At 66.7% G+C, this 20,868-nt stretch carries 23 protein-coding genes and 1 pseudogene; 12 read left to right on the top strand and 12 right to left on the bottom strand.

All coding sequences use genetic code 11. The features are described from left to right. Positions 1-2 precede the first annotated feature (2 nt). On the top strand, positions 3-614 hold the full coding sequence (locus ACDP63_RS05800) for a TetR/AcrR family transcriptional regulator (protein ID WP_024843640.1): 612 nt from the start codon (positions 3-5) through the stop codon (positions 612-614). A gap of 98 nt (positions 615-712) precedes the next feature. After that, on the top strand, positions 713-1,156 hold the full coding sequence (locus ACDP63_RS05795) for a DUF2852 domain-containing protein (protein WP_024843639.1): 444 nt from the start codon (positions 713-715) through the stop codon (positions 1,154-1,156). Between the two features lie 33 nt (positions 1,157-1,189). On the opposite strand, the gene ACDP63_RS05790 is transcribed toward ACDP63_RS05795, so the two are convergent. The 5 genes from ACDP63_RS05790 to ACDP63_RS05770 are packed head-to-tail and all read right to left on the bottom strand — an operon-like array spanning position 1,190 to position 5,498. After that, on the bottom strand, positions 1,190-2,569 hold the full coding sequence (locus tag ACDP63_RS05790; protein ID WP_024843638.1) for a glutamate--cysteine ligase: 1,380 nt from the start codon (positions 2,567-2,569) through the stop codon (positions 1,190-1,192). A gap of 50 nt (positions 2,570-2,619) precedes the next feature. Next, positions 2,620-3,135 carry a hypothetical protein gene (locus ACDP63_RS05785; protein WP_028709970.1) on the bottom strand — a complete coding sequence of 172 codons (516 nt, stop codon included), beginning with the start codon at positions 3,133-3,135 and terminating at the stop codon, positions 2,620-2,622. After that, positions 3,135-3,551 carry a GNAT family N-acetyltransferase gene (locus tag ACDP63_RS05780; protein WP_024843636.1) on the bottom strand — a complete coding sequence of 139 codons (417 nt, stop codon included), beginning with the start codon at positions 3,549-3,551 and terminating at the stop codon, positions 3,135-3,137. Before ACDP63_RS05780 ends, ACDP63_RS05785 begins: the two co-directional genes overlap by 1 nt. After that, positions 3,548-4,696, bottom strand: coding sequence for a succinyl-diaminopimelate desuccinylase (dapE, locus tag ACDP63_RS05775; protein WP_114669227.1), 1,149 nt, complete (start codon positions 4,694-4,696; stop codon positions 3,548-3,550). The genes ACDP63_RS05780 and dapE overlap by 4 nt, the downstream gene beginning before the upstream one ends. Before the next feature lie 28 nt (positions 4,697-4,724). Beyond that, positions 4,725-5,498: a sulfite exporter TauE/SafE family protein gene (locus ACDP63_RS05770; protein ID WP_028709971.1), complete on the bottom strand. Its 774-nt coding sequence runs from the start codon at positions 5,496-5,498 to the stop codon at positions 4,725-4,727. A gap of 155 nt (positions 5,499-5,653) precedes the next feature. Between ACDP63_RS05770 and ACDP63_RS05765 the strand changes: the two genes are divergently transcribed. The 3 genes from ACDP63_RS05765 to ACDP63_RS05755 all read left to right on the top strand — a co-directional run bounded on the left by ACDP63_RS05765 (position 5,654) and on the right by ACDP63_RS05755 (position 8,215). After that, entirely contained in the window at positions 5,654-7,309 is a 1,656-nt protein-coding gene (locus ACDP63_RS05765; RefSeq protein ID WP_024845458.1) for an acyl-CoA dehydrogenase family protein, read from the top strand. A gap of 77 nt (positions 7,310-7,386) precedes the next feature. Beyond that, entirely contained in the window at positions 7,387-7,806 is a 420-nt protein-coding gene (locus ACDP63_RS05760; protein ID WP_024845459.1) for an META domain-containing protein, read from the top strand. A 25-nt stretch (positions 7,807-7,831) separates the two neighbouring features. Beyond that, on the top strand, positions 7,832-8,215 hold the full coding sequence (locus ACDP63_RS05755; RefSeq protein ID WP_024845460.1) for an META domain-containing protein: 384 nt from the start codon (positions 7,832-7,834) through the stop codon (positions 8,213-8,215). Here ACDP63_RS05755 and recO read toward each other — a convergent pair. Further along, positions 8,184-8,912 (bottom strand): DNA repair protein RecO, encoded by a 729-nt coding sequence (gene recO / locus ACDP63_RS05750; protein WP_024845461.1) that lies wholly within the window; start codon positions 8,910-8,912, stop codon positions 8,184-8,186. The two genes, ACDP63_RS05755 and recO, sit on opposite strands and share 32 nt — an antisense overlap. Positions 8,913-8,975: 63 nt before the next feature. Between recO and ade the strand changes: the two genes are divergently transcribed. Then, positions 8,976-10,751, top strand: coding sequence for an adenine deaminase (gene ade / locus ACDP63_RS05745; RefSeq protein ID WP_409927851.1), 1,776 nt, complete (start codon positions 8,976-8,978; stop codon positions 10,749-10,751). Between the two features lie 111 nt (positions 10,752-10,862). Here the strand turns inward: ade and ACDP63_RS05740 are convergent, their stop codons facing one another. The 3 genes from ACDP63_RS05740 to ACDP63_RS05730 are packed head-to-tail and all read right to left on the bottom strand — an operon-like array spanning position 10,863 to position 13,188. Then, on the bottom strand, positions 10,863-11,201 hold the full coding sequence (locus tag ACDP63_RS05740) for a hypothetical protein (RefSeq protein ID WP_024845463.1): 339 nt from the start codon (positions 11,199-11,201) through the stop codon (positions 10,863-10,865). Next, positions 11,201-11,335 carry a hypothetical protein gene (locus ACDP63_RS05735; RefSeq protein ID WP_256233525.1) on the bottom strand — a complete coding sequence of 45 codons (135 nt, stop codon included), beginning with the start codon at positions 11,333-11,335 and terminating at the stop codon, positions 11,201-11,203. Before ACDP63_RS05735 ends, ACDP63_RS05740 begins: the two co-directional genes overlap by 1 nt. Continuing rightward, positions 11,332-13,188, bottom strand: coding sequence for an extracellular solute-binding protein (locus ACDP63_RS05730; RefSeq protein WP_024845464.1), 1,857 nt, complete (start codon positions 13,186-13,188; stop codon positions 11,332-11,334). The genes ACDP63_RS05735 and ACDP63_RS05730 overlap by 4 nt, the downstream gene beginning before the upstream one ends. A 396-nt stretch (positions 13,189-13,584) precedes the next feature. Between ACDP63_RS05730 and ACDP63_RS05725 the strand changes: the two genes are divergently transcribed. From ACDP63_RS05725 to tnpB, 3 genes and pseudogenes are all read left to right on the top strand, one after another. Then, complete coding sequence (locus ACDP63_RS05725) at positions 13,585-14,367, top strand: 3-hydroxybutyrate dehydrogenase (RefSeq protein WP_409927850.1); 783 nt, start codon at positions 13,585-13,587, stop codon at positions 14,365-14,367. Positions 14,368-14,449: 82 nt separating this feature from the next. Continuing rightward, a pseudogene (locus ACDP63_RS05720) lies at positions 14,450-14,794 on the top strand (transposase); the annotation flags it as partial. Next, positions 14,731-15,135 (top strand): IS66 family insertion sequence element accessory protein TnpB, encoded by a 405-nt coding sequence (gene tnpB, locus ACDP63_RS05715; RefSeq protein WP_409927849.1) that lies wholly within the window; start codon positions 14,731-14,733, stop codon positions 15,133-15,135. The pseudogene ACDP63_RS05720 and the gene tnpB, both read left to right, overlap by 64 nt. A 269-nt stretch (positions 15,136-15,404) precedes the next feature. On the opposite strand, the gene ACDP63_RS05710 is transcribed toward tnpB, so the two are convergent. Together ACDP63_RS05710 and ACDP63_RS05705 are read right to left on the bottom strand one after the other, a co-directional pair. After that, positions 15,405-16,181 (bottom strand): enoyl-CoA hydratase-related protein, encoded by a 777-nt coding sequence (locus ACDP63_RS05710; RefSeq protein WP_028710828.1) that lies wholly within the window; start codon positions 16,179-16,181, stop codon positions 15,405-15,407. Between the two features lie 7 nt (positions 16,182-16,188). Then, positions 16,189-17,211 (bottom strand): zinc-binding dehydrogenase, encoded by a 1,023-nt coding sequence (locus tag ACDP63_RS05705; RefSeq protein WP_024845467.1) that lies wholly within the window; start codon positions 17,209-17,211, stop codon positions 16,189-16,191. 167 nt (positions 17,212-17,378) lie between these two features. On the opposite strand from ACDP63_RS05705, the gene ACDP63_RS05700 reads away from it, so the two are divergent. Further along, positions 17,379-18,545, top strand: a complete 1,167-nt coding sequence (locus ACDP63_RS05700; protein ID WP_024845468.1) for an acyl-CoA dehydrogenase family protein — start codon at positions 17,379-17,381, stop codon at positions 18,543-18,545. A gap of 18 nt (positions 18,546-18,563) precedes the next feature. Here ACDP63_RS05700 and ACDP63_RS05695 read toward each other — a convergent pair whose 3' ends face one another. Then, positions 18,564-18,989, bottom strand: coding sequence for a MarR family winged helix-turn-helix transcriptional regulator (locus ACDP63_RS05695; protein WP_231486884.1), 426 nt, complete (start codon positions 18,987-18,989; stop codon positions 18,564-18,566). Between the two features lie 163 nt (positions 18,990-19,152). On the opposite strand from ACDP63_RS05695, the gene ACDP63_RS05690 reads away from it, so the two are divergent. Next, positions 19,153-20,055, top strand: coding sequence for an SDR family NAD(P)-dependent oxidoreductase (locus ACDP63_RS05690; RefSeq protein ID WP_309473517.1), 903 nt, complete (start codon positions 19,153-19,155; stop codon positions 20,053-20,055). Between the two features lie 11 nt (positions 20,056-20,066). Beyond that, entirely contained in the window at positions 20,067-20,849 is a 783-nt protein-coding gene (gene badI, locus ACDP63_RS05685; protein WP_024845471.1) for a 2-ketocyclohexanecarboxyl-CoA hydrolase, read from the top strand. Positions 20,850-20,868: the final 19 nt, after the last annotated feature.

The following is a 20,868-nucleotide window of genomic DNA, read 5'->3' as shown; positions in this document are numbered from 1 at the left end:
ACATGGCCCGCACCTCCTATCACCATGGCAACCTGCGCCAGGCCCTTGTCGAGGCCACGGTGCAGCTGATCGAGGAAAAGGGCCCGCAGGCCTTTACCCTGGCCGAGGCCGCGCGGCTGGCCGGGGTCAGCGCCGCCGCGCCCTATCGCCATTTCGCCGGGCGCGAGGATTTGCTGGAGGAGGTCGCACGCCAGGGTTTCGAGGAATTTGCCGACCGGCTGGAGGCCGCCTTCGACCAGGGCCGCCCGCGCCCGCTGACCGCCTTCCTGCGCATGGGCCAGGAATACCTGGCCTTTGCCGCCCAGCGGCGCGGCTTCTACATGGCCATGTTCGAATCGGGCCTGTCGATCGCCGGCAATGCCGGGCTGTCGCAGGCCTCGGAACGGGCGCGCGGCATCCTGGTGCGCGGGGCCGAGGCGCTGTTCGCGCAATTGCCCGACGGGCGCCGCCCGCCGCCGGGCATGGTCGCCGACCATGTCTGGGCGCTGAGCCATGGCGTGGTCGAGTTGTTCGGCCGCGGCAAGCCCGGCTCGCGCTCGCCCATCTCGGCCGCCGACATGCTGGAAAGTGGGGCCCTGATCTATCTGCGCGGGCTGGGCGTGATCCCCGACTGAATTTTTTCCATGAAAATTTTCGACGCTTCCCTTGAAGCCGGCCGGCCCTGCTCCATCTATGTAAATGTGATTAACATTCACATCGGAAAGGGACCGCAATGAACACTGACATCGCCCCGCGCCCCTCCGTCCTGGACCGGATCGGTGCCGTGCTGGCCGGCATCCGGGACTGGCTGGACGAACGCGGAAAGGGCGCCTGGATCGCCGCCATGATCCTGGCCTTCATCGCCTGCTGGCCCTTGGGCCTTGCCATCCTGGGTTACATGATCTGGAGCAAACGCATGTTTTCCTGCCGCCACCGCCATCATCATCACCGCCACGGCCACAGCCATGGCCGCGGATATGCGGCGCCGACCGGCAATACCGCCTTCGACGCCTATCGCGAGGAAACGCTGAAGCGGCTGGAGGACGAGCATCGCGAGTTCCTCGACTTCCTGCAAAAGCTGCGCGAGGCCAAGGACAAGGCCGAGTTCGACCAGTTCATGCAAAGCCGCAAGGAACCGGATCAGCCGCAGGCTGCAAGGATCGAGCCGCAGGCGTGATGCGAAAAGGGCCGGGGATCACCCGGCCCTGCTTCAATAGGAATATTCGGCATAGATCCGGTTCAGGTCGCCCGCCCATTCGCCGTGGTATTTCCCCAGCAGCTCGTCGGCCGGCACCCTGCCGGTCTCGACGCTTTCCTTCAGCGTGTTCAGGAAATGCGTCTCGTCCGGGACCAGCCCGCCCGAGCCGGTCCGCGCCCGCGCCTTGAGCCCGGCCTCGGAAATCGCCAGCACCTCGCGTGCCAGATCGCGCATCTTCATGCCGTCCACCTCGGCATCCAGCGCCCGCAGGCCCGCGCCCTGCCGCCAGGATTCGCGCGTCTCGGCGTCCCAGCCCTTGACCAGATCCCAAGCCGCATCCAGCGCCGAGGCGTCGTATAGCAGCCCGACCCACAGCGCCGGCAGGGCGCAGAGCCGTCGCCAGGGGCCGCCGTCGGCGCCGCGCATCTCGATGAATTTCTTGACCCGCGCCTCGGGGAAAACCGTGGTCAGGTGGTCGGCCCAATCCGACAGCGTCGGGATCTCGCCCGGCAGCGCCGGCAGGCGGCCGGCCAGGAAATCGCGGAAGCTCTGCCCCAGCGCGTCGATGTATTTGCCGTCGCGATAGACGAAATACATCGGCACATCGAGCACGTAATCGACCCAGGCCTTGTAGCCGAACCCGTCCTCGAAGGCAAAGGGCAGCATGCCGGTCCGCGCGGCGTCGAGGTTCTGCCAGATATGCGCGCGCCAGCTTTTCCAGCCGTTCGGCTTGCCGTCGAGGAAGGGCGAATTGGCGAAAAGCGCATTCGCCACCGGCTGCAGCGCCAGCGCCACGCGCAGCTTCTGCACCATGTCGGCTTCCGAGGCGAAGTCCAGGTTCACCTGCACCGTGCAGGTGCGATACATCATCTGCGTGCCCAGCGTGCCGACCCGGCCCATGTAATCGGTCATCAGCCGGTAGCGCCCCTTGGGCATCATCGGCATCTGCTCCTGTGTCCAGACCGGCGCGGCGCCCAGGCCGATGAAGCCTGCACCCAGATCGTCGGCGACGGCCCTGACCTCGGCCAGGTGCTGGTTCACCTCGTCGCAGGTCTGGTGGATGGTCTCCAGCGGCGCGCCGGACAGTTCCAGTTGTCCGCCCGGCTCCAGGCTGACATTGGCGCCGTCGCGTTCCAGCCCGATGATATGGCCGGCCTCCAGCACCGGGGTCCAGCCGAAGCGGGCCTGCAATCCCTCCAGCATGGCCTTGACCGAGGGTTGGCCGGGCGCGGCCTCGTAGGGCAGGGGCATCAGGTCGGCATGGCGATAGCCGAATTTCTCGTGCTCGGTGCCGATCCGCCAGCTTTCCCGCGGCTTTTCGCCCGAGGCGATGTATTCGACCAGTTGTTCGGGACGCTCGATCGGGCCGCCGCCCTGTTGGGGAATGGACATCGGTGGCCTTTCGTTTGCCTTTGCCCGTCACAGGTGGCAAGGCGGGCGGCTCAAGTCAAGCGGGCGCGGACCGGCCTCGTCCAAACGGTCTGGATCGTCGGCGCATCCGGCGCCAAGGCCGAGGCGAGGCGCCCCATCTCGATCCCCGGCAGCGTGGCGAAGGCGCCGGCCAGCCGCTCGGCCCCCGCCGCATCGACCGGGATCAGCAGCGCCTGGCCGTCGCCGCTTTTCAGCCGCCAGTGCCGGCGGCCGTTCAGTCGCATCAGCCGGATCTCGGCCAGCTCGCGCAGCGCGATCTCGCCGCCCAGCAGCCGGTTGGGCGACAGGTAGCGGATCGCGCCCTCGTCCAGCTCGACCATGCCGGGGCCGAGCGTGTCGTGGCGGAAGCGCATCCGCCGCCGTGCGTCCAGCGCCCAAAGCGCCGAGGCCGCGGCAATGACCGCGCCGATGGGCCACAGGATCCAGCCACCCAGCGAAAACACCCACAGCCCGAACCCGGTCGCGGCCAGCGCGGCGCCGGTTTCGGCCCAGGGGCGCAGCTTTTCGGCCAGTTCCGGGCGGATCATCAAAGCTCCAGCGCCATGTCCCGGTGCGGGATGCCGGCATCGTCGTATTCGGGGCCGTAGGCGGCAAAGCCCAGCCTTTCGTAAAAGCCGATGGCATGGGTCTGGGCGCCCAGCTTGGCGCGGGTGACGCCGGGCATGGCGCGCAATTCCTCAAGCGCCGCGCGGATCAGCGCCGCGCCGACCCCGGTGCCCCGCGCGGATTGCAGCACCGCGACGCGGCCGATCTTGCCGGTCGCGCCCTGGACCAGGATGCGCGCGGTGCCCACCGCTGCGCCCGAAGCGTCGCGGGCCAGCAGGTGGATCGCCTCGCCGTCGCGGCCGTCCCATTCCTCGGCCTCGGGGACGTTCTGCTCGACGATGAAAACTGCGCGGCGGATGGCGCGGCAGGTGTCGAGATCGGTGGTCTTCTCGATCATGCGAAGTAACGCTCCAGGATGCGGCGATAGATCCGGGCAAGCTGGCGCACCTGCTCGGCCGGCACGCGCTCGTCCACCTGATGCATGAAATGCCCCACCAGCCCGAATTCAAGCACCGGGCAATGATCCTTGACGAAACGCGCATCCGAAGTACCGCCCGAGGTGGACAGCACCGGGGTCAGTCCCGTCTCCTCGCGCACCACGCCGGCGACCAGGTCGACGAAGGGGCCGGGCCGGGTCAGGAAGCTTTCGCCCGACACGTCGGTCGAGATGGCGAAATCCACCTTGGTATCGGCCGAGATCGCCGCCGCGCGGGCGCGGATCATCCGGTCGAGGCTCTCCGAGCTATGGGCGTCGTTGAAGCGGATGTTGATCACCGCCCGCGCCCGTTCCGGGATCACGTTCGAGGCCGGGTTGCCGCAATCCACCGTCGTCACCTGCAGGCCCGAGGGGTCGAAATGCTCGGTCCCCTCGTCCAGCGGCGCCTCGGTCAACTCGTAGAGCAGCCGCAGCAGCGCATGCAGCGGGTTGCGGGCGCGATGCGGATAGGCGGCATGGCCCTGGATGCCATGCGCCTCGATCTGCAGGGTCATCGAGCCGCGGCGGCCGATCTTGATCATCTCGCCCATGCGGTCGGGATTCGAGGGCTCGCCGACGATGCAGACATCCATCCGCTCGCCATTGGCTGCCATCCAGTCGAGCAGTGCGCGGGTGCCGTGCTTGCCCGGCCCCTCCTCGTCGCCGGTGATGGCCAGGATCACCGCGCCGTCCGGCGGCGGCGTCTCGGTCACGAAGCCAATGGCGGCTGCGGCGAAGGCCGCTACGCCGGATTTCATGTCGGTGGCGCCGCGGCCCCAGATCCAGCCCTCGGCCTCGTGCCCGGAAAAGGGCGGATGCGTCCAGCTGACCGGATCGCCGGGCGGCACCACGTCGGTATGGCCGTTGAAGCCGAAGGTCCGTGCGCCCTTTGCCCCCCAGCGCGCGAACAGGTTCGGCACCCCCTCGCGGTCGACGCGGTGGCATTCGAAGCCCGCCGCGCCCAGCAGATCGGCCAGCAGCACCAGCGCGCCGCCCTCGTCGGGCGTGACCGAGGCGCAGCGGATCAGCCGGGCGGTCAGTTGGGCGGGATCGGGGATCGTGGTCATGGCGGGCCTTTCGCTTTTGGCTATCTGGTTACACCGCCGGGCCTGCAAGCTCCAGCGCACGGCGCAGCAGGTTGGCGCCGGTCAGCGCCAGCAGGATCAGCGTCCAGCGCCGGAACCGCGCCGCGTCCAGCCGGTCATGCGCCAGATAGCCCAGCCCCATGCCGACCAGCGCCGGGACGACAAGGATCGCCGAAAACGGCAGGGTCCGGGCGTTCAGCAGCCCCGATTGCAGATGCGAAAGCGTCAGCACCGCCGCGCCGATGAAGAACACCACCCCCTGCACCCGCATCTGCTCCGCCTTGGGCACGTGCAGCGACAAGAGCAGCACCAGCAGCGGCGGCCCCCAGATGCCGGAAATGCCGCCGATCAGCCCGCCGGTCACGCCGGTCGCGATCTCCATGCGGCGGCGGTGATGCACCGGCAGGACCAGGCTGCGCCCTAGGATCTGCCACAGCGCGAAACCCGTGATCGGCAAGCCGATCAGCGCATACATCAGCCATTGCGGCACCCGTGTCGCGAAAAAGGCGCTGACCGGGATGAACAGCACCACCATGCCGACATGCCAGCGCCAGTCCCGCGTCGCCTGCCAGGCCGGGCGCCAGCCGCCGCGCAGGGCCTGGCGGATGTTCGTCACCAGCACCGGCAGGATCACCGCGGCGACCGCCTGCTGCGCGGGCAGAAAGGAACCCAGCGCCGCCAGCATGATCATCGGCATGGCAAAGCCGATGGCGCCCTTCACGAAGCCGGAAAACAGCGTGATCGCGATGGCGGTCCAGAAATGAAAGGGATCGAGGCCGAACATGGCCGCAGGTTGCTGCGCCGAGCCGCCCGCCGCAAGGGCCGTTCGCGCGCAATGAGCGAGACATTTTAGTTCGCATTGTGCCAATATTGCGCATGATAGTTGCGCTGCGGTTGCGAAGCCGTTAGTCATGCTGCAACGCCGCAAAGGAGTCTGCCATGAAGGACATGCCCGCGATGCCAGCCGATACGCCTTCCGCCCTGCTTGCGCTTGCAGGCGAGGCCCTGCCGGAACTCGAATCCCTGCAATCCCGCGCGACCGAGGCCTTGCGCACGCTGGTCGCGCCCTCGGGCAAGCCGCAGCCGGCGCTTCTGGAACAGCACCAGCACGCCGCCCATGCGCTGTCCTGGCTGGCCACCTATGTCGAATCGATTCGCCAACTGACCGGCTGGGCCGGGCGGCTGGCCGAAGCGGGCAAGCTGGGCCGGATCGAGGCGCTGATCCTGCAGATCGGCCTGGGCGAATACCTGAGCCAGATCGCCGGCGGCATCCCGATGAGCCAGACCGAGTTCGCCCGGCTCTCGGACCTTAGGATCGACTGGCAGCCGGGCGAGGCGGCGGCGGGGCTGATGCGCGGCAATACCGCACCGGCGCGGGCCGAGCTTGCGCGGCTGATGCAGGACAACCAGGGCCGCGCCACCTTTGGCGCCACCGGGCTCGACGAGGATCTGGAGATGATCCGCGACCAGTTCCGCCGCTATGCCGAGGAACGGGTGATCCCCAACGCTCATGAATGGCACCTGAAAGACCAGTTGATCCCGATGGAGATCATCGAGGAACTGGCCGAGCTGGGCGTCTTTGGCCTGACCATCCCCGAGGAATTCGGGGGCTTGGGCCTCTCGAAGGCGTCGATGGTGGTGGTGACCGAGGAACTGTCGCGCGGCTATATCGGCGTGGGCTCGCTGGGCACGCGCAGCGAGATCGCGGCCGAGCTGATCCTGTGCGGCGGCACCGAGGAGCAGAAGACGAAATGGCTGCCGAAGCTCGCCTCGGGCGAGATCCTGTCGACGGCGGTCTTTACCGAGCCGAATACCGGCAGCGACCTGGGCAGCCTGCGCACGCGGGCGGTCAGGGACGGCGAGGATTGGGTCGTCACCGGCAACAAGACCTGGATCACCCATGCGCAGCGCACCCATGTCATGACGCTGCTGGCGCGCACCGATCCCGAGACGACGGATTGGCGCGGGCTGTCGATGTTCCTGGCCGAGAAGATCCCCGGCACCGACGACGATCCCTTCCCGACCCCCGGCATGACCGGCGGCGAGATCGAGGTCTTGGGCTATCGCGGCATGAAGGAATACGAGCTCGGCTTCGACGGTTTCCGGGTGAAGGCCGAGAATCTGCTGGGCGGCGAGCCGGGGCGCGGTTTCAAGCAGTTGATGGAGACCTTTGAATCGGCGCGCATCCAGACCGCCGCCCGTGCCGTGGGCGTGGCGCAATCGGCGGCCGAGATCGGCATGCGCTATGCCATCGACCGCAAGCAGTTTGGCAAGTCGCTGATTGAATTCCCGCGCGTCGCCGACAAGCTGGCGATGATGGCGGTCGAGATCATGATCGCCCGGCAGCTGACCTATTTCAGCGCCTGGGAAAAGGACCACGGCCGGCGCTGCGACCTCGAGGCCGGGATGGCCAAGCTGCTCGGCGCCCGCGTTGCCTGGGCGGCGGCGGACAATGCTTTGCAGATCCACGGCGGCAACGGCTTTGCGCTGGAATACGCCATCAGCCGCGTTCTGTGCGATGCACGCATCCTCAACATCTTCGAGGGCGCGGCCGAGATCCAGGCCCAGGTTATTGCACGCAGGCTACTGGACTAGGATGAAATTCCGGCCCCTGCTGGACAGCGGGGGCGGTTCGGGCATTATGGCAGCAACGCGACATAACGGAGTTGCCCATGACCCGCATCCCGATGATTTCCGTGGCCTTCGCCGCCACGCTCGGCCTTGCTGCCTGCGAGCCCGCCACGCCCGACATGCCGGGCTCGACCATTCCGACCGGTCCCTATGTGCTGGTCGGCATCGGTTCCGACACCGTGCCGCAGCGCAATGTCGGCATGACCATCGAGGCGGATGGCTCGATCTCGGGGCAGGCGCCCTGCAACCATTACTCAGCCAAGCAGAACGCCGTGCCGCCGGCCTTTTCGCTGGGGCCGCTGACCACGACGGAAATGGCCTGCAGCGGGCTGGCCGGCCGGCTTGAGACGCGCTATTTCCAGGCGCTGTCGGCAGCCGATGGCATCACCTTCGAGGGCGGCGTGCTGACCATCAAGGGGCCGACCTACCTGACCTATGAGCCGGGCTATCGCAAGGAATGATCCCCAAGCCGGAAGGAGGCAAATCATGCGGAAACTGATGCTGGCGCTGTCCCTGGGATTGGCCGCCTGTGGTGCGGAACCGGACGCCGCCGCGCAGATCCCCGGCGAATATACGTTGATCGCGGTGGAGGGTGTCGAGGTTTCGGGCACGCCCACCCTGCGCATCGCCGAGGACGGCGCGGTCTCGGGGCAGGGGCCCTGCAACCTGTTCACCGGCCGCAACAACGCGACATTGCCGGCGCTGGACCTGGGCGCGTTGGCCACGACGCGCCGCGCCTGCCTGCAAGAAGGCGGCGAACATGCGTTCTTCCAGGCGCTCGGCGCGGTGCGCGAGGCCAGGCGCGAGGGCGAGGAACTGGTGATGACCGGCCCGGACGTCACGATCCGCTGGCGGGCCGCGGCGCAGTAAGCCGGGCGACCAGCCGGGCGCGTGCGGGCGGCAGGGGCTTGCCCGCATGGCTCTCGGCCAGCCGCGCTTGCAGGAAATGCCCGGTCAGGGCCAGCGCGTCCTCGATCCCGCCATTGCCGCGCCCGCCCAGCATGGCGGGCAGCGGCAAGAGCCGCGGTGCCCAATCCCCTGCCGCCTGGGCCGAAACCGCCCGGCCCGAGCGCGGGCTGACATAGGCCAGCCCCTCGCGCGATCCCGTCACCGCGCAGCGGGTCAGGTCCAGCCCGAAGCCCAGCTCGTCCAGAAGCCGCATCTCCCAGCGCAGATAGGCCTCGGCCCAGTCCCCGCCCGCGTCCATCAGGTCCAGGAGCGCCTCGGTCGCGGCGGCCAGGCGGGGATGGGGGTCGCGCTCGGGCAGGGCAAAGGTCAGAAGCGCGGTGACGGCGTTCACCCCGGCCAGCGCATCGGCCCCGGCCAGCAGGCCGGGCCGCGCCCGCGCCGGCTCGACGGCAAAGGTGCCCAGCTGATCCTCCAGCCGCGCCCGCCAGCGCAGGCTGACCCGGTTGCCCGGCTGCAGCATGGCGGCCCGCCTGGCACTGGCCCCGCCCGGCACCAACCCGCGCAGCAACCCCGCCTCTTGTGTCAGCACGGTCAGGATCGCGGCGCTTTCGCCGTGCCTTTGCCGCGCCATCACGCTGGCCTCGCCGCTCCATTCCATCGCGCCGCCTTTCCTTTCGCGCCACCCTGCCGCAATCTGGGGGCAACGGACAAGGAGGCAGGCATGTTGAAACCGTGGATCGAGGCGCAGGCGCGGCTGGTCGAGGTGGCGGCGGGGCGGGCGCCCGCCGATCTGGTCATCCGGGGCGGGCAATGGGTCAATGTCCACAGCCGCGAGGTGATCCCCGGCATCGACGTGGCGGTGGCGGACGGCCGGGTGGCCTATGTCGGGCCGGATGCCGGACCGTCCGTGGGGCCCGATACGCAGGTGATCGAGGCCGAGGGCCGCTACATGGTTCCCGGCCTGATCGACGCGCATATGCATGTCGAATCGGGGATGCTGACGCCCGCGGGCTTTGCCGCCGCAGTGATCCCGCATGGCACCACGACCATCTTCCACGACCCGCACGAGATCGCCAATGTGCTGGGCCTCGAAGGCGTGCGGCTGATGCGCGACGAATCGCTGCTCCAGCCGATCAGCATGTTCACGCAGATGCCCAGCTGCGCGCCCTCGGCGCCCGGTCTGGAAACCACCGGCCAGCCGATCACCGAGGGCGAGGTGGCGCAGGCCATGGGCTGGGAGGGCATCGTCGGCTTGGGCGAGATGATGAACTTTCCCGGCGTTGCCGCCGGCGACCGGCAGATGCTGGCCGAGATCGCCGCCACCCGCGCCGCCGGCAAGACGGTGGGTGGGCATTACGCCAGCCCCGACCTGGGCCGGCCCTTCCACGCCTATGTCGCCGGCGGCGCCAATGACGACCACGAGACCACGACCGAGGCGCAGGGCATCGCCCGCGTGCGCCAGGGCATGAGCTGCATGATGCGGCTGGGCTCGGCCTGGTATGACGTGGAAAGCCAGATCACCGCGATCACCGAAAAGGGGCTCGACCCGCGCTTCTTCATCCTGTGTACCGATGACAGCCATTCCGGCACGCTGGTCCATGACGGGCACATGAATCGGGTGGTGCGCCATGCCATCGACTGCGGCTGCGACCCGCTGGTGGCGATCCAGATGGCGACGATCAACGCGGCGCAGCATTTCGGGCTGGAGCGCGAGCTGGGCAGCATCACGCCGGGGCGGCGGGCGGACGTGATCCTGGCCTCGGACCTGCGCAGCCTGCCCATCGAGGCGGTGATCGCGCAGGGGCGGCTGGTCGCCGAAGGCGGCAAGCTGCTGGTCGATTGCCCGCGCATCGCCTGGCCCGATGAGGCGCGCAATTCGGTGCATCTGGGGCGCAGCCTTGCCGGGGCGGATTTCGCTCTGCGCGCCATGGGCGACAGCGCGCGGGTGCGGGTGATCGGCGTGGTCGAGAACCAGGCCCCGACCCGCGCGCTGACCGCCGATCTGCCGATCCGCGACGGCGTGATCGAGGCCGAGGGCGAGACCTGCCATATCGCGCTGGTCGAACGCCACCGGGCGACGGGCGGCGTGGTGAACGGCTTCGTCTCGGGCTTCGGCTATCGGGGCCGGATGGCGGTGGCCTCGACCGTGGCGCATGACAGCCATCACATGATCGTCGTCGGCACGGATCGCGACAGCATGGCGGCGGCGGCGAACCATCTGGGCCGGATCGGCGGCGGCGTCACCGTGTTCCGCGACGGTGCAGAACTGGCGACCGTGGCGCTGCCCATCGCCGGGCTGATGTCCGACCGCCCGGCCGAGGAGGTGGCCGAGGCCGCGCAGGGGATCGTCAGGGCGATGCAGGATTGCGGCTGCCGGCTCAACAACGCCTATATGCAGCATTCGCTGCTGGCGCTGGTGGTGATCCCCGAACTGCGCATCTCGGATCTGGGCATCGTCGACGTGACCCGGTTCGAACTGGTCGATCTGCTGGTCTAGCCGTCCGCCGCCAGGGCCGAGCGACCCGGGCTCCGGCCCGGAATCGCCGGCCCGCCCCGGTCCTGCACGGCGGCGCGGCGCCGGGCGCAGGATCGCCCCGTTTCCTTCGCCTCAGTCGCCGTCGTCGGGCACTTCGTCGTCATCGCCGAACCGGGCGTCGTCGTCATATTCGTCCTCGCCCTCGCCGACATATTTCGAGGACAGCTTGATCGAGTGATTGTCGTGGATCGGGTCCATGACGATGTCCGCGGGAATCTCGCCCGCCAGCCATTCGCGGATCTCGTCCTTGGTCTCGTCGATCTCCTGCCCGGTGACCTCGGCGATATAGGCGATGAAGGCGCGCTGGTCGCCGTCGATCTCCTCGAGGTCGCTTTCATCGGCCGCAGGCCATTTCTCGACGATGGCCTCGAAGAAGGCGGGCCAGTTGTCGCGGACGTGAACCCATTTCATCAGTAGCCTCCTCCGCCCAGGCCGCCCTGCACCAGGCGCGAGGCGCCGGTGATGTCCTCGCCCACGCCGGCCACGGTATTGCACGCGGCGAGCGCAAGGACGGCCAGGATGGCTGCGATCCGACTGAATTTCATTTTCTTTCCTCCTGCCACCAGGTTTCTGGCATGAAGCCGGGCCAGTCACCGTAAAGCGGCGTGTTTTCAGGATAATCCAGGTCGGCACGATGGGCCAAGCGGGAAATCCGTGAATAGCTGACCGGGATGACATAGCGTCCGGCGGTTAAGATTCGGTCAAGGGCCCTGACCGCTGCGACGAAATCCTCATGCGTGCGGGCATGACCCATCTCGGCGATCATCGCCTCGGCGGCGGGGCTGTCCATGCCCATCCAGTTGCGGCTGCCCGGCTTGGCCACGCCCTCGCGGCCCCAGTAGAGCCGCTGCTCGTTGCCGGGCGACAGCGACAGCCCGCGTTCATACCAGGTCATGTCGAACTGGTAATTGTTCGTCCGCTCGACATATTGCGCGGCATCGAGCTGCGTCACCGTGGGCCGGATGCCCAGGTTGCGCAGCGATTGCACGAAGATGTCGACGATCTGCCGCATCTCGGCGCTGGTGCGCATGGCGCTGCCGGACTGGTTCAGCAGGATCTCGAAGCTGAAGGGGCGGCCTTCCGCATCGCGCAGCTCGCCCTCCTGCACGGTCCAGCCGGCCTCGCCCAGCAGGTCCAGCGCGGCGCGGATGCCCTTGCGGTCGATGGCGCGCTCGCCGCCCTCGGGCAGGGCATAGCCCTCGATGGTGCCGGGCGGCAGCTGGTCGGCAAAGGGCGCCAGCAGTTCGGCCTCGCGCCCGGTGGCGGGGCCGGGCTGCATCGCCAGGTCGGAATTGGCGAAATAGCTGGTGATCCGCGGATCCTTGCCGCCGGTCAGCGTCATGTTGATGAAGCGATAGTTGAAGGCCTCGATCATCGCCTGCCGCACCCGCCAGTCGGCGAACAGCGGGTTGCGGGTGTTCATCACCAGCCCCATGATCCCCGAGGGGCGGCCATGCGCGATCTCGGATTTCACCATCCGGCCTTCGCGCATGGCGGGAAAGTCGAAATTGCGTTCCCAGCGTGCGGCGACCAGTTCGCGCCAGACGTCGATCTCGCCGGCCTTGAACGCCTCGAACATGGCCGAGGCATCGCCGAAATAGTCATAGCGGATCACGTCGAAATTATGCAGCCCGCGGCTGACCGCCAGGTCGCGGCCCCAATAGTCCGGGTTGCGGCGGAAGGTGATGGCGCGGCCCGGATCGACCTTGTCGATGACATAGGGGCCCGAGCCGATGGGTACCATCAGGCTGGACCGGTCGAAATCGCGCCCCTGCCATTGCGCCTTCTTCAGGATCGGCCGCATGCCCATCAGCATGGAAAGCTCGCGGTCGGCGGCGTTGAAGGTGAAGCGGACCGAGCGCGGGCCGGTCTGTTCCATGGTCTCGACCTTGGACCAGACGGCGGTATAGCGCGGATGCCCCTTGGTCCCCAGCACCTCATAGGACCACATCACGTCCTCGATGGTCACGGGCGTGCCGTCCGAGAAGCGCGCCTCGGGGCGCAGGGTGAATTCGACCCATGTCCGGTCGGCATCGGTCTCGACGCTTTCGGCCAGCAGGCCGTAGAGCGTGAAGGGCTCGTCGATCGAGCGCATCATCAGCGACTCGGCCACCAGACCCGGCTGGGTGAAGATCGGCCAGACCGGGTTGCCCATCAGGATCCAGGGGTTGAGCGAATCGAAGGTGCCCGTCTCGGCCAGGCGAATCGTGCCGCCCTTGGGCGCTTGCGGGTTGGCATAGGGCAGGTGGGTGAAGCCCGCCGGCAGCGCAGGTTCTCCATACATTGCAATGGCATGCCGGGGCTCGGCAAGGCTTGCCAGCGGCATGGATGCAACACACAGGCACAGGGCGATTCGCCGCCAGATCGCGGATTCGTTAGCAAACTTGAAGAATCGCATGCTCGATGGCCCTGTTTTCCGGGTCGTTGGTCCTGCCTCGGCGCAGATTAACCGTCCGTTCACCTTGAAGCAAACTTACGCCTTGGACTCATGGGGCGAAAAGCGTATAGATAAGGCACTGCTCGATAGGTTTCTTGCCTGTATGAAACCTGCCTCATGACTTGCGCCCGCCTCGTGCGGGCGCTTTTTTCTTGGGGATTCCGCGATCACGCCGCGGCTTTCGGGGCGCGTTTCTGGCGGATGAATCAGGCGCGCAAAAATGTGATCGAAAGCGCCCTTTGCCGGCTGGTTGCGGGCGGCCCCGCGCCTTGCCGGACCGCCGGTCTCCGACCTTGTGCGGTGCGGGCTTTTTCCCCATGCTGCGGCGGCAACAGCAACGCAGGCGTGGAGGCAGCGATGTTCCAGAAATTCCTTGGCGGCAAGACGGCGGTGGTGACGGGCTCCAATTCGGGGATCGGGCTTGGCATCGCGCATGAGCTGGCGCGGGCGGGCGCGGATCTCGTGCTGAACAGCTTCACCGACGCGGCCGAGGATCACGCGCTGGCCGAAAGCCTTGCCGCCGAGCACGGCGTCAAGGTGCGCTATATCCAGGCCGACATGTCCAAGGGCGCCGACTGCCGCGCCCTGATCGAGAAGGCCGGCGCCTGCGATATCCTGGTGAACAATGCCGGCATCCAGCATGTCGCGCCGATCCCGGACTTCCCGGCCGAGAAATGGGACGCGATCATCGCCATCAACCTGAGCTCCGCCTTTCACACCACGGCGGCGGCGCTGCCGCTGATGCGCCAAGCCGGCTGGGGCAGGGTGATCAACATCGCCTCGGCGCACGGTCTGACGGCCAGCGAATACAAGTCGGCCTATGTCGCCGCCAAGCACGGCATCGTCGGCCTGACCAAGGTGACGGCGCTGGAGACCGCGAAGGAGCCGATCACCTGCAACGCCATCTGCCCCGGCTATGTGCTGACCCCCATCGTGGAAAAGCAGATCCCCGACCAGATGAAGACCCACAACATGAGCCGCGAGGAGGTGATCGCCAAGGTCATGCTGCAGCGCCAGCCTTCGGGGCAATTCGCCACGGTCGAGCAGATGGGCGGCACCGCGGTCTTCCTGTGCTCGCCGGCGGCGGATCAGATCACCGGGACGACGATCTCCGTCGATGGGGGGTGGACGGCGCTTTGACGGGCCGTTGCTTTAGTCATGGCTCGGCGCGGGTTCTGGAGCAGGATTCACCGTTAGCACAGCGATGCGGGGGTGATGATGCCTGGCGCTGTTCGGCTACATCGATCTTGAGGACCGGATCCCGCCGCGTCATCCGCTGCGCAAGATCCGGCAGGTGGTCAACCAAGCGCCGGCCAGCCTCGGCGCTGAATTCGACCGGCTCTACATCGACTTTGGTCGCCCCTCGATCGCGCCGGAGTGCCTGATCCGCGCCAGCCTTCTCCAGATCCCGTTCTCGGTCCGGTCCGAGCGGTAGCTGATGGAGCAGATGCAGTATGACCGGCTGTTTCGCTGGTTCGTCGGGCCCGGCATTGAAGAAGCCGTATGGGTTCCGACGGTCTTTGCCAAGAACCGCGACCGTCTGCTGAACACCGCGAGGTTGCGCCGCCCTTGTGCGCGCATGGGCTACCAGTTCATGACATTCCCGTCCTGCCGGCTGCGGATCATGGGCGCGACCAGGCCCATCGACTTTCGCAAGGGGAGGAAGGGTGTTTGGCTGTGCCGGCGTCATCGATGCTGCGCAGGGATCCATTCACGGGCAGGGTGTTCGTGTCCCGGGCCCGCCGGTCGGACAGGCTGAAACTGTTTTACTGGGACGGCACGAGTCCGTTGATGGCCTGCACCCGGCTGGAGGATGCGCATTTCACCGCACGGTGCGATCGTCTTATCCAGCATTGTAACATCATCGAAACCGGCAACGACGGCTGGCGCATCAAACCCCGAGCCTGACGCCCTCGAAACGCAGGTCCGCGTCGGCTATGCGAGTTGGAAAGCTACGCTGCCATGGGCCTGTTCACCATATCGCCAGAGCCCCTTTCGGACGCCGATTGGCAGCCAGACCTCGGACACGGCATGCCGAAACAGTTTTCTGGCAGTCTTGCCGACAAGAAATCGGCGGCAGAACCGGCAACGGCCCTGATTCTCCTTCCGCGGATTAGCCGAAAGCCTGGCCCCGCTGCCATGCGGACGGTGCGGGTGGCCCGAAGCTTTGGCGCGGCTCAACGGTTATGAAACGTGGGTCTTCGTTTTTCGGCAAAGGCGTTCATTCCTTCGCGGCGATCATCAAGTGCGAAGGTCGCGTAAAGCAGCCGGCGCTCGACATAGAGGCCCTCTTGCAGGTGGGTTTCGTAAGCCTTGTTCACGGCCTCCTTGGCCAGTTGCAGCACCGGGCGCGATAGGGTTGCCAGACGGGCGGCGATTGCAAGCGCCTCCTTGATCTCCGTGCCGGCGGGGACGACGCGGCTGACAAGGCCCATGGTCAGGGCTTCGGCAGCGTCGATTGCGCGGCCGGTCAGGATCATGTCCATGGCGGCGGCTTTGCCGACCTGCCGGGTCAGCCGCTGCGTGCCTCCGGCGCCGGGAATGATGCCGATGCCGGTCTCCGGCAGCGCGAACCGGGCGGTCTCGGACGCGATGATGATGTCGCACATCAGTGCAATCTCACAACCGCCGCCAATCGCATGGCCGGAAACGGCCGCGATGACCGGCTTGCGCACCCGGCTGATGCCCTCCCAGGTCGCGGTGATCAGCTGTTCCTCGTAGACCTCGGCGAAGGTCTTGTCCTTGATTTCCTTGATGTCCGCGCCGGCGGCAAAGGCGCGCTCGCATCCGGTGACGACGATTGCGCCAATGTCGGGATCCGCGTCGAATGCGGCTGCGGCCTGCGACAGTTCCGCTGTCAGCTGCCGGTTCAATGCGTTCAGCGCCTCGGGGCGGTGCAACGTGATGATGCCGACGGCGTCTTGGGCCGAGACAAGGATGTTTTCATAGGTCATGGCTGCCTCACGCGATGTGAACAAGGATCTTGCCCATGCGGGCGGGGTCTTCGAGGTGGTCGAAGGCCGCCGACATCTCGGCCAACGGAAAGGCGCGGTCGATCAGCGGAACGAAACCTCCTGCCTCCCAGGCGCGGATCAGCCGGCGGAACTCCTCCAACGAGCCCATGGTCGAGCCGTGGACCGACAGCTGCCGCACGAAAAGCCGCTGGATGTCGGCCGACGGATGCGCCCCCGTTGTGGCCCCGCAGGTCACCAGATGGCCGCCGCGCGCCAGGCTGCGCAGCGAGGCGGCCCAGGTTCTTTCGCCGACATTGTCGATGACCAGATCGGCGCCTTCGCCACCCGTCAGGCGCAACACCGCCTTCGGCACATCCTGGCCGCGGTAGTCGATGGCCTCGATCCCGAGATTGCGGAAATGCGCCAGCTTATCGTCGCCGGTGGTGGTGACGATCACCTGCGCGCCCGCCATGCGCGCCAGTTGCATCGCCGCATATGCGACGCCGCCGCCCGCGCCTTGCACCAGAACGGTCCGGCCGGGCGCAGCCGGCATCTGGCCGAAGACCATGCGCCAGGCGGTAAGATAGGCCACGCCCAGCACCGCCGCCTGGTCCATGTCGGCATGAGGCGACAGCCTGACCAGCGACCGTGCCGGCAGGACCACCTGTTCGGCGAAGGTGCCGTGGCGATGCTCGCCCAGGATGCGGGCGGAATGGCAAAGCGGCTGGTCCCCGGCAAGGCAGGGCCGGCAGGCGCCGCAGAACTCGTAGGGATAGAGGATGACCCGGTCCCCCGACGCCAGCCCGGAATCGCCCGGCGCCTCGATCACCTCGCCCACGCCATCCACGCCCATGATCAGCGGAAGGTCGTGGGTGATGCCGGCACCATTGTCGCGCATGTAGAGATCGACCCGATTGACCGAGGCCGCGACCATGCGCACCCGCGCCCAGCCTTGCGGACAATCCGAGGCCGGCAGGTCGTCCAGGCTGACCCCGTCGAGACCCCGCTTATGCAGAACGATAGCTTTCATGCAGATTCCTCCCCCTCCGGCGGAAAGGTAAATGCATTGTCATAATATGGCAATAGGTTGCATATCGGCGCCACAAACTTTGACAGCTAATGCTTATAAATTCTGGCTTGATGGATGTTCTCCATGAGATTATATATAAATATATTGTCATAAATGCGGAGGATGAGATGGCGATGGATCCCGATACGCTCGCGCAGCTTTGCGCGACCTTGCGCCGCTTCGTGGACGAGCAGCTGATCCCGGCCGAGGCCGAGGTTGCCGAAACCGACGCCATTCCCGAGCGGATCGTTGCCGGCATGCGTGAGCTGGGCCTGTTCGGGCTGACCGCACCCGAGGAATACGGCGGGCTGGGCCTGACCATGGAGGAGGAGGTCATGGCCATCTTCGAGCTCGGCCGCGCCGCGCCGGCCTTCCGCTCGATGTTCGCGACCAATGTCGGCATCGGCATGCAGGGCATCGCCATCGACGGCACCCCCGAGCAGAAGGCGAAATACCTGCCGCGGCTGGCCTCGGGCGAGTTGATCGGCTCGTTCGCGCTGACCGAGCCGGATGTCGGCTCGGACGCCGGTTCGATCAAGGCGACGGCCCGGAGGGACGGCGACTTCTATGTGCTGAACGGCACCAAGCGTTTCATCACCAACGCCCCCCACGCCGGGCTGTTCACCGTCATGGCGCGCACCGATCCCGGGCAGAAGGGCGCTGCCGGCGTCTCGGCCTTTGCGGTCGAGCGTGACGCGCCCGGCCTGTCCCTGGGCAAGCCGGAAAAGAAGATGGGCCAGCAGGGCGCCCATGTCTGCGACGTGATCCTGGACGATTGCCGCGTGCCGGTCTCGGCGTTGATCGGCGGGGTCGAGGGGCAGGGGTTCAAGACGGCGATGAAGGTGCTGGACAAGGGGCGGCTGCATATCGCGGCGGCCTGTGTCGGCCTGGCCGAGCGGATCATCGACGACATGCTGGACTATGCCGTCGCGCGCCGGCAGTTCGGCCGGCCGCTGGCGGATTTCCAGCTGCTGCAGGCGATGTTCGCCGATTCCCGCGCCGATGCCTATGCGGCACGCTGCATGGTGCTGGACGCGGCGCGCAAGCGCGACGATGGCCGGGATGTCGGGGTCGAGGCCTCCTGCGCCAAGATGTTCGCCTCGGAGGCGGTGGGCCGGATCGCCGACCGCAACGTGCAGGTGCATGGCGGCAATGGCTATATCCGCGAATACCGGGCCGAGCAGCTCTATCGTGACGCGCGGCTGTTCCGCATCTACGAGGGCACGACGCAGATCCAGCAGATCATCATCGCCAAGGCGATGGCGGCAGAGGCGCGGGCGCGGGCCGGTCTCTAGCGTGGCCGGGGCGGCGGGCTATTCCGCCGCCTTCCTGTCCGGCCCGGCCTCCGGGTCGATATCCTTGAAATTGCGCAGCATCTTGTCGAGGTAATGGATCATGTGGATCCGATCCTCGGTCGAGAAGCCGCGCAGCGCCTTGTCGTAGTAATCCGAGATCACCGGCCGCATGTCCTCGTCCCAGAGGCTGCGGCCCTTGTCGGTCAGGCGGATCAGGCGCGAGCGGTTGTCGTTTTGGTCCACCGCGCGCTCGATGTAATCCATCGCCTCCAGCCGCGTCAGCACACCGGTCAGGTTCTGCCGGCTGACCAGCAGGAAGGCCGCCAGATCGCCCACCGGGACGCCGTTCTCGAAGGCGGGGCGGGTCAGCGCCCCCAGCACCGCCCATTGCTGCGTGGTGACGTGGTGCTCGTCCAGCGCCCGGGTGCCGGTCTTGTGCAACATGTTGGCGCATTGGTAGAGGCGGAAAAAGAGCCGATTGCTCAGCCCCGACCCCAGATTCCCGATTTTCCTGCCACTTTTCGCCATGCCGCCAATCTGGCCGCAGTCGGGGCCAAGGTCAAGCCGTGCCGATGCGGCAAAATAAAGTAAATATATTGACATAAATTTGCGACTGCTGCAGGATGCTGTCAGGGAGGCCGTCCAGGGATTCGGACAAGGCAGTGCAACAGAAATATCGCAAGAAAATGCGATTTCTCTGGCCGAGACCCTGTGGCCTGAAGTCAGGAAGGAGATCGCTTTGCGTGGCCTGAAAGGGAAAGTAGTTGTCGTAACTGGCGGCGGTGGTGGCATCGGTTCGGCCACCTGCCTGCGCTTCGCCGAGGAGGGAGCCCGGGTCGTCGTGGCCGATGTCGGTGCCGAGGCGGCCGGTCAGGTCGTCGAAGCGATCCGCGGGGTTGGAGGCGAGGCTACTGCGATGGTGGTGAACCTGATCGATTACGAGGCCTCCGCCGCCGCTGTCGCCCGGGTCGAGGCCGAGTTCGGCCCCATCGATGTGCTGGTGAACAATGCAGGTTGGGATCTGTTTACGCCGTTCCTGAAATCCGGCCCGGATTTTTGGAACAAGATCATCGATATCAACCTGCGCACGGTGCTGAACATCACCAAGCCGGTGCTGGAATCGATGGTTGCACGCGGTGCCGGCGGACGCATCGTGTCGATCGGATCGGACGCCGGCCGGGGCGGTTCGTCGGGGGAATCCGTCTATGGCGCCTGCAAGGCGGGGGTCATCGCCTTCATGAAGACCCTGGCGCGCGAACATTCCCGCTACGGCATCACCTTCAACACCGTCTGTCCGGGCGTGACCGAAACCGGGATGCTGGAAAACTTCATGGAAGCGGCCGGCGACAAGGAAAAGCTGCGCGTGGCATTTGCCAAGGCTGTCCCGCTGGGGCGGCTGGGCAAGCCCGAAGATCTGCCAGGCGCGATCCTGTTTCTGTCCAGCGACGACGCGGCCTTCATCACCGGTCAGGTGATCTCGGTCTCGGGCGGCCTGACCATGCACGGATGAAAGGGAAAGCCATGACCTATGAAGACATCATCTATGAGGTGAAGGACGGCGTCGCCACCATCACCATCAACCGCCCCGACAGGATGAACGCCTTTCGCGGCCAGACCTGCGAGGAACTGATCCACGCCTTCAACAAGGCCGGCTGGGACAAGTCCATCGGGGTTATCGTGCTGACCGGCGCCGGGGAGCGGGCTTTCTGCACCGGCGGCGATCAATCCGCCCATGAGGGGCAGTATGACGGGCGCGGCACCATCGGCCTGCCGATGGAGGATCTGCATTCCATCATCCGCGACGTGCCCAAGCCGGTGATCGCCAAGGTGCGCGGCTTTGCCGTGGGCGGCGGCAACGTGCTGTGCACGATCTGCGATTTCACCATCGCGGCGGAAAGCGCGCAGTTCGGCCAGGTCGGACCCAAGGTCGGCTCGGTCGATCCCGGTTTCGGCACCGCCTTCCTGGCCCGCGTGGTGGGCGAGAAGAAGGCGCGCGAGATCTGGTACATGTGTCGTCGCTACAAGGCGGCCGAGGCTCTGGCGATGGGCCTGGTGAACACGGTTGTCCCCGATGACCAGCTGGACGCCGAGGTGGACCGCTGGTGCGCCGAGATCATGGAGAAATCGCCCACCGCCATCGCCATCGCCAAGCGCAGCTTCAACATCGACACCGAGCATCAGCGCGGCATTGCAGGGCTCGGGATGTATGCGCTCAGCCTCTATTACGACACCGAAGAAAGCAAGGAAGGCGGCATTGCGTTCAAGGAGAAGCGCAAGCCAGATTTCCGAAAATTCTCAAGATAAATAAATGGTTATCAAGCAA

Source organism: Paracoccus sp. P2, from assembly GCF_046335115.1.
GTDB lineage: Bacteria > Pseudomonadota > Alphaproteobacteria > Rhodobacterales > Rhodobacteraceae > Paracoccus > Paracoccus pantotrophus.
Note: the sequence above shows the minus strand (reverse complement) of the source record. Positions and strands in the feature narration are given on the sequence as shown.

Excerpts from the sequence above, each read along its gene's own strand:
- ACDP63_RS05800 (WP_024843640.1), top strand. The coding sequence starts at position 3 with ATGGCCCGCACCTCCTATCACCATGGCAACCTGCGCCAGGCCCTTGTC.
- ACDP63_RS05795 (WP_024843639.1), top strand. The coding sequence starts at position 713 with ATGAACACTGACATCGCCCCGCGCCCCTCCGTCCTGGACCGGATCGGT.
- ACDP63_RS05790 (WP_024843638.1), bottom strand. The coding sequence starts at position 2,569 with ATGTCCATTCCCCAACAGGGCGGCGGCCCGATCGAGCGTCCCGAACAA.
- ACDP63_RS05785 (WP_028709970.1), bottom strand. The coding sequence starts at position 3,135 with ATGATCCGCCCGGAACTGGCCGAAAAGCTGCGCCCCTGGGCCGAAACC.
- ACDP63_RS05780 (WP_024843636.1), bottom strand. The coding sequence starts at position 3,551 with ATGATCGAGAAGACCACCGATCTCGACACCTGCCGCGCCATCCGCCGC.
- dapE (WP_114669227.1), bottom strand. The coding sequence starts at position 4,696 with ATGACCACGATCCCCGATCCCGCCCAACTGACCGCCCGGCTGATCCGC.
- ACDP63_RS05770 (WP_028709971.1), bottom strand. The coding sequence starts at position 5,498 with ATGTTCGGCCTCGATCCCTTTCATTTCTGGACCGCCATCGCGATCACG.
- ACDP63_RS05765 (WP_024845458.1), top strand. The coding sequence starts at position 5,654 with ATGAAGGACATGCCCGCGATGCCAGCCGATACGCCTTCCGCCCTGCTT.
- ACDP63_RS05760 (WP_024845459.1), top strand. The coding sequence starts at position 7,387 with ATGACCCGCATCCCGATGATTTCCGTGGCCTTCGCCGCCACGCTCGGC.
- ACDP63_RS05755 (WP_024845460.1), top strand. The coding sequence starts at position 7,832 with ATGCGGAAACTGATGCTGGCGCTGTCCCTGGGATTGGCCGCCTGTGGT.
- recO (WP_024845461.1), bottom strand. The coding sequence starts at position 8,912 with ATGGAATGGAGCGGCGAGGCCAGCGTGATGGCGCGGCAAAGGCACGGC.
- ade (WP_409927851.1), top strand. The coding sequence starts at position 8,976 with ATGTTGAAACCGTGGATCGAGGCGCAGGCGCGGCTGGTCGAGGTGGCG.
- ACDP63_RS05740 (WP_024845463.1), bottom strand. The coding sequence starts at position 11,201 with ATGAAATGGGTTCACGTCCGCGACAACTGGCCCGCCTTCTTCGAGGCC.
- ACDP63_RS05735 (WP_256233525.1), bottom strand. The coding sequence starts at position 11,335 with ATGAAATTCAGTCGGATCGCAGCCATCCTGGCCGTCCTTGCGCTCGCC.
- ACDP63_RS05730 (WP_024845464.1), bottom strand. The coding sequence starts at position 13,188 with ATGCGATTCTTCAAGTTTGCTAACGAATCCGCGATCTGGCGGCGAATC.
- ACDP63_RS05725 (WP_409927850.1), top strand. The coding sequence starts at position 13,585 with ATGTTCCAGAAATTCCTTGGCGGCAAGACGGCGGTGGTGACGGGCTCC.
- tnpB (WP_409927849.1), top strand. The coding sequence starts at position 14,731 with ATGGGTTCCGACGGTCTTTGCCAAGAACCGCGACCGTCTGCTGAACAC.
- ACDP63_RS05710 (WP_028710828.1), bottom strand. The coding sequence starts at position 16,181 with ATGACCTATGAAAACATCCTTGTCTCGGCCCAAGACGCCGTCGGCATC.
- ACDP63_RS05705 (WP_024845467.1), bottom strand. The coding sequence starts at position 17,211 with ATGAAAGCTATCGTTCTGCATAAGCGGGGTCTCGACGGGGTCAGCCTG.
- ACDP63_RS05700 (WP_024845468.1), top strand. The coding sequence starts at position 17,379 with ATGGCGATGGATCCCGATACGCTCGCGCAGCTTTGCGCGACCTTGCGC.
- ACDP63_RS05695 (WP_231486884.1), bottom strand. The coding sequence starts at position 18,989 with ATGTTGCACAAGACCGGCACCCGGGCGCTGGACGAGCACCACGTCACC.
- badI (WP_024845471.1), top strand. The coding sequence starts at position 20,067 with ATGACCTATGAAGACATCATCTATGAGGTGAAGGACGGCGTCGCCACC.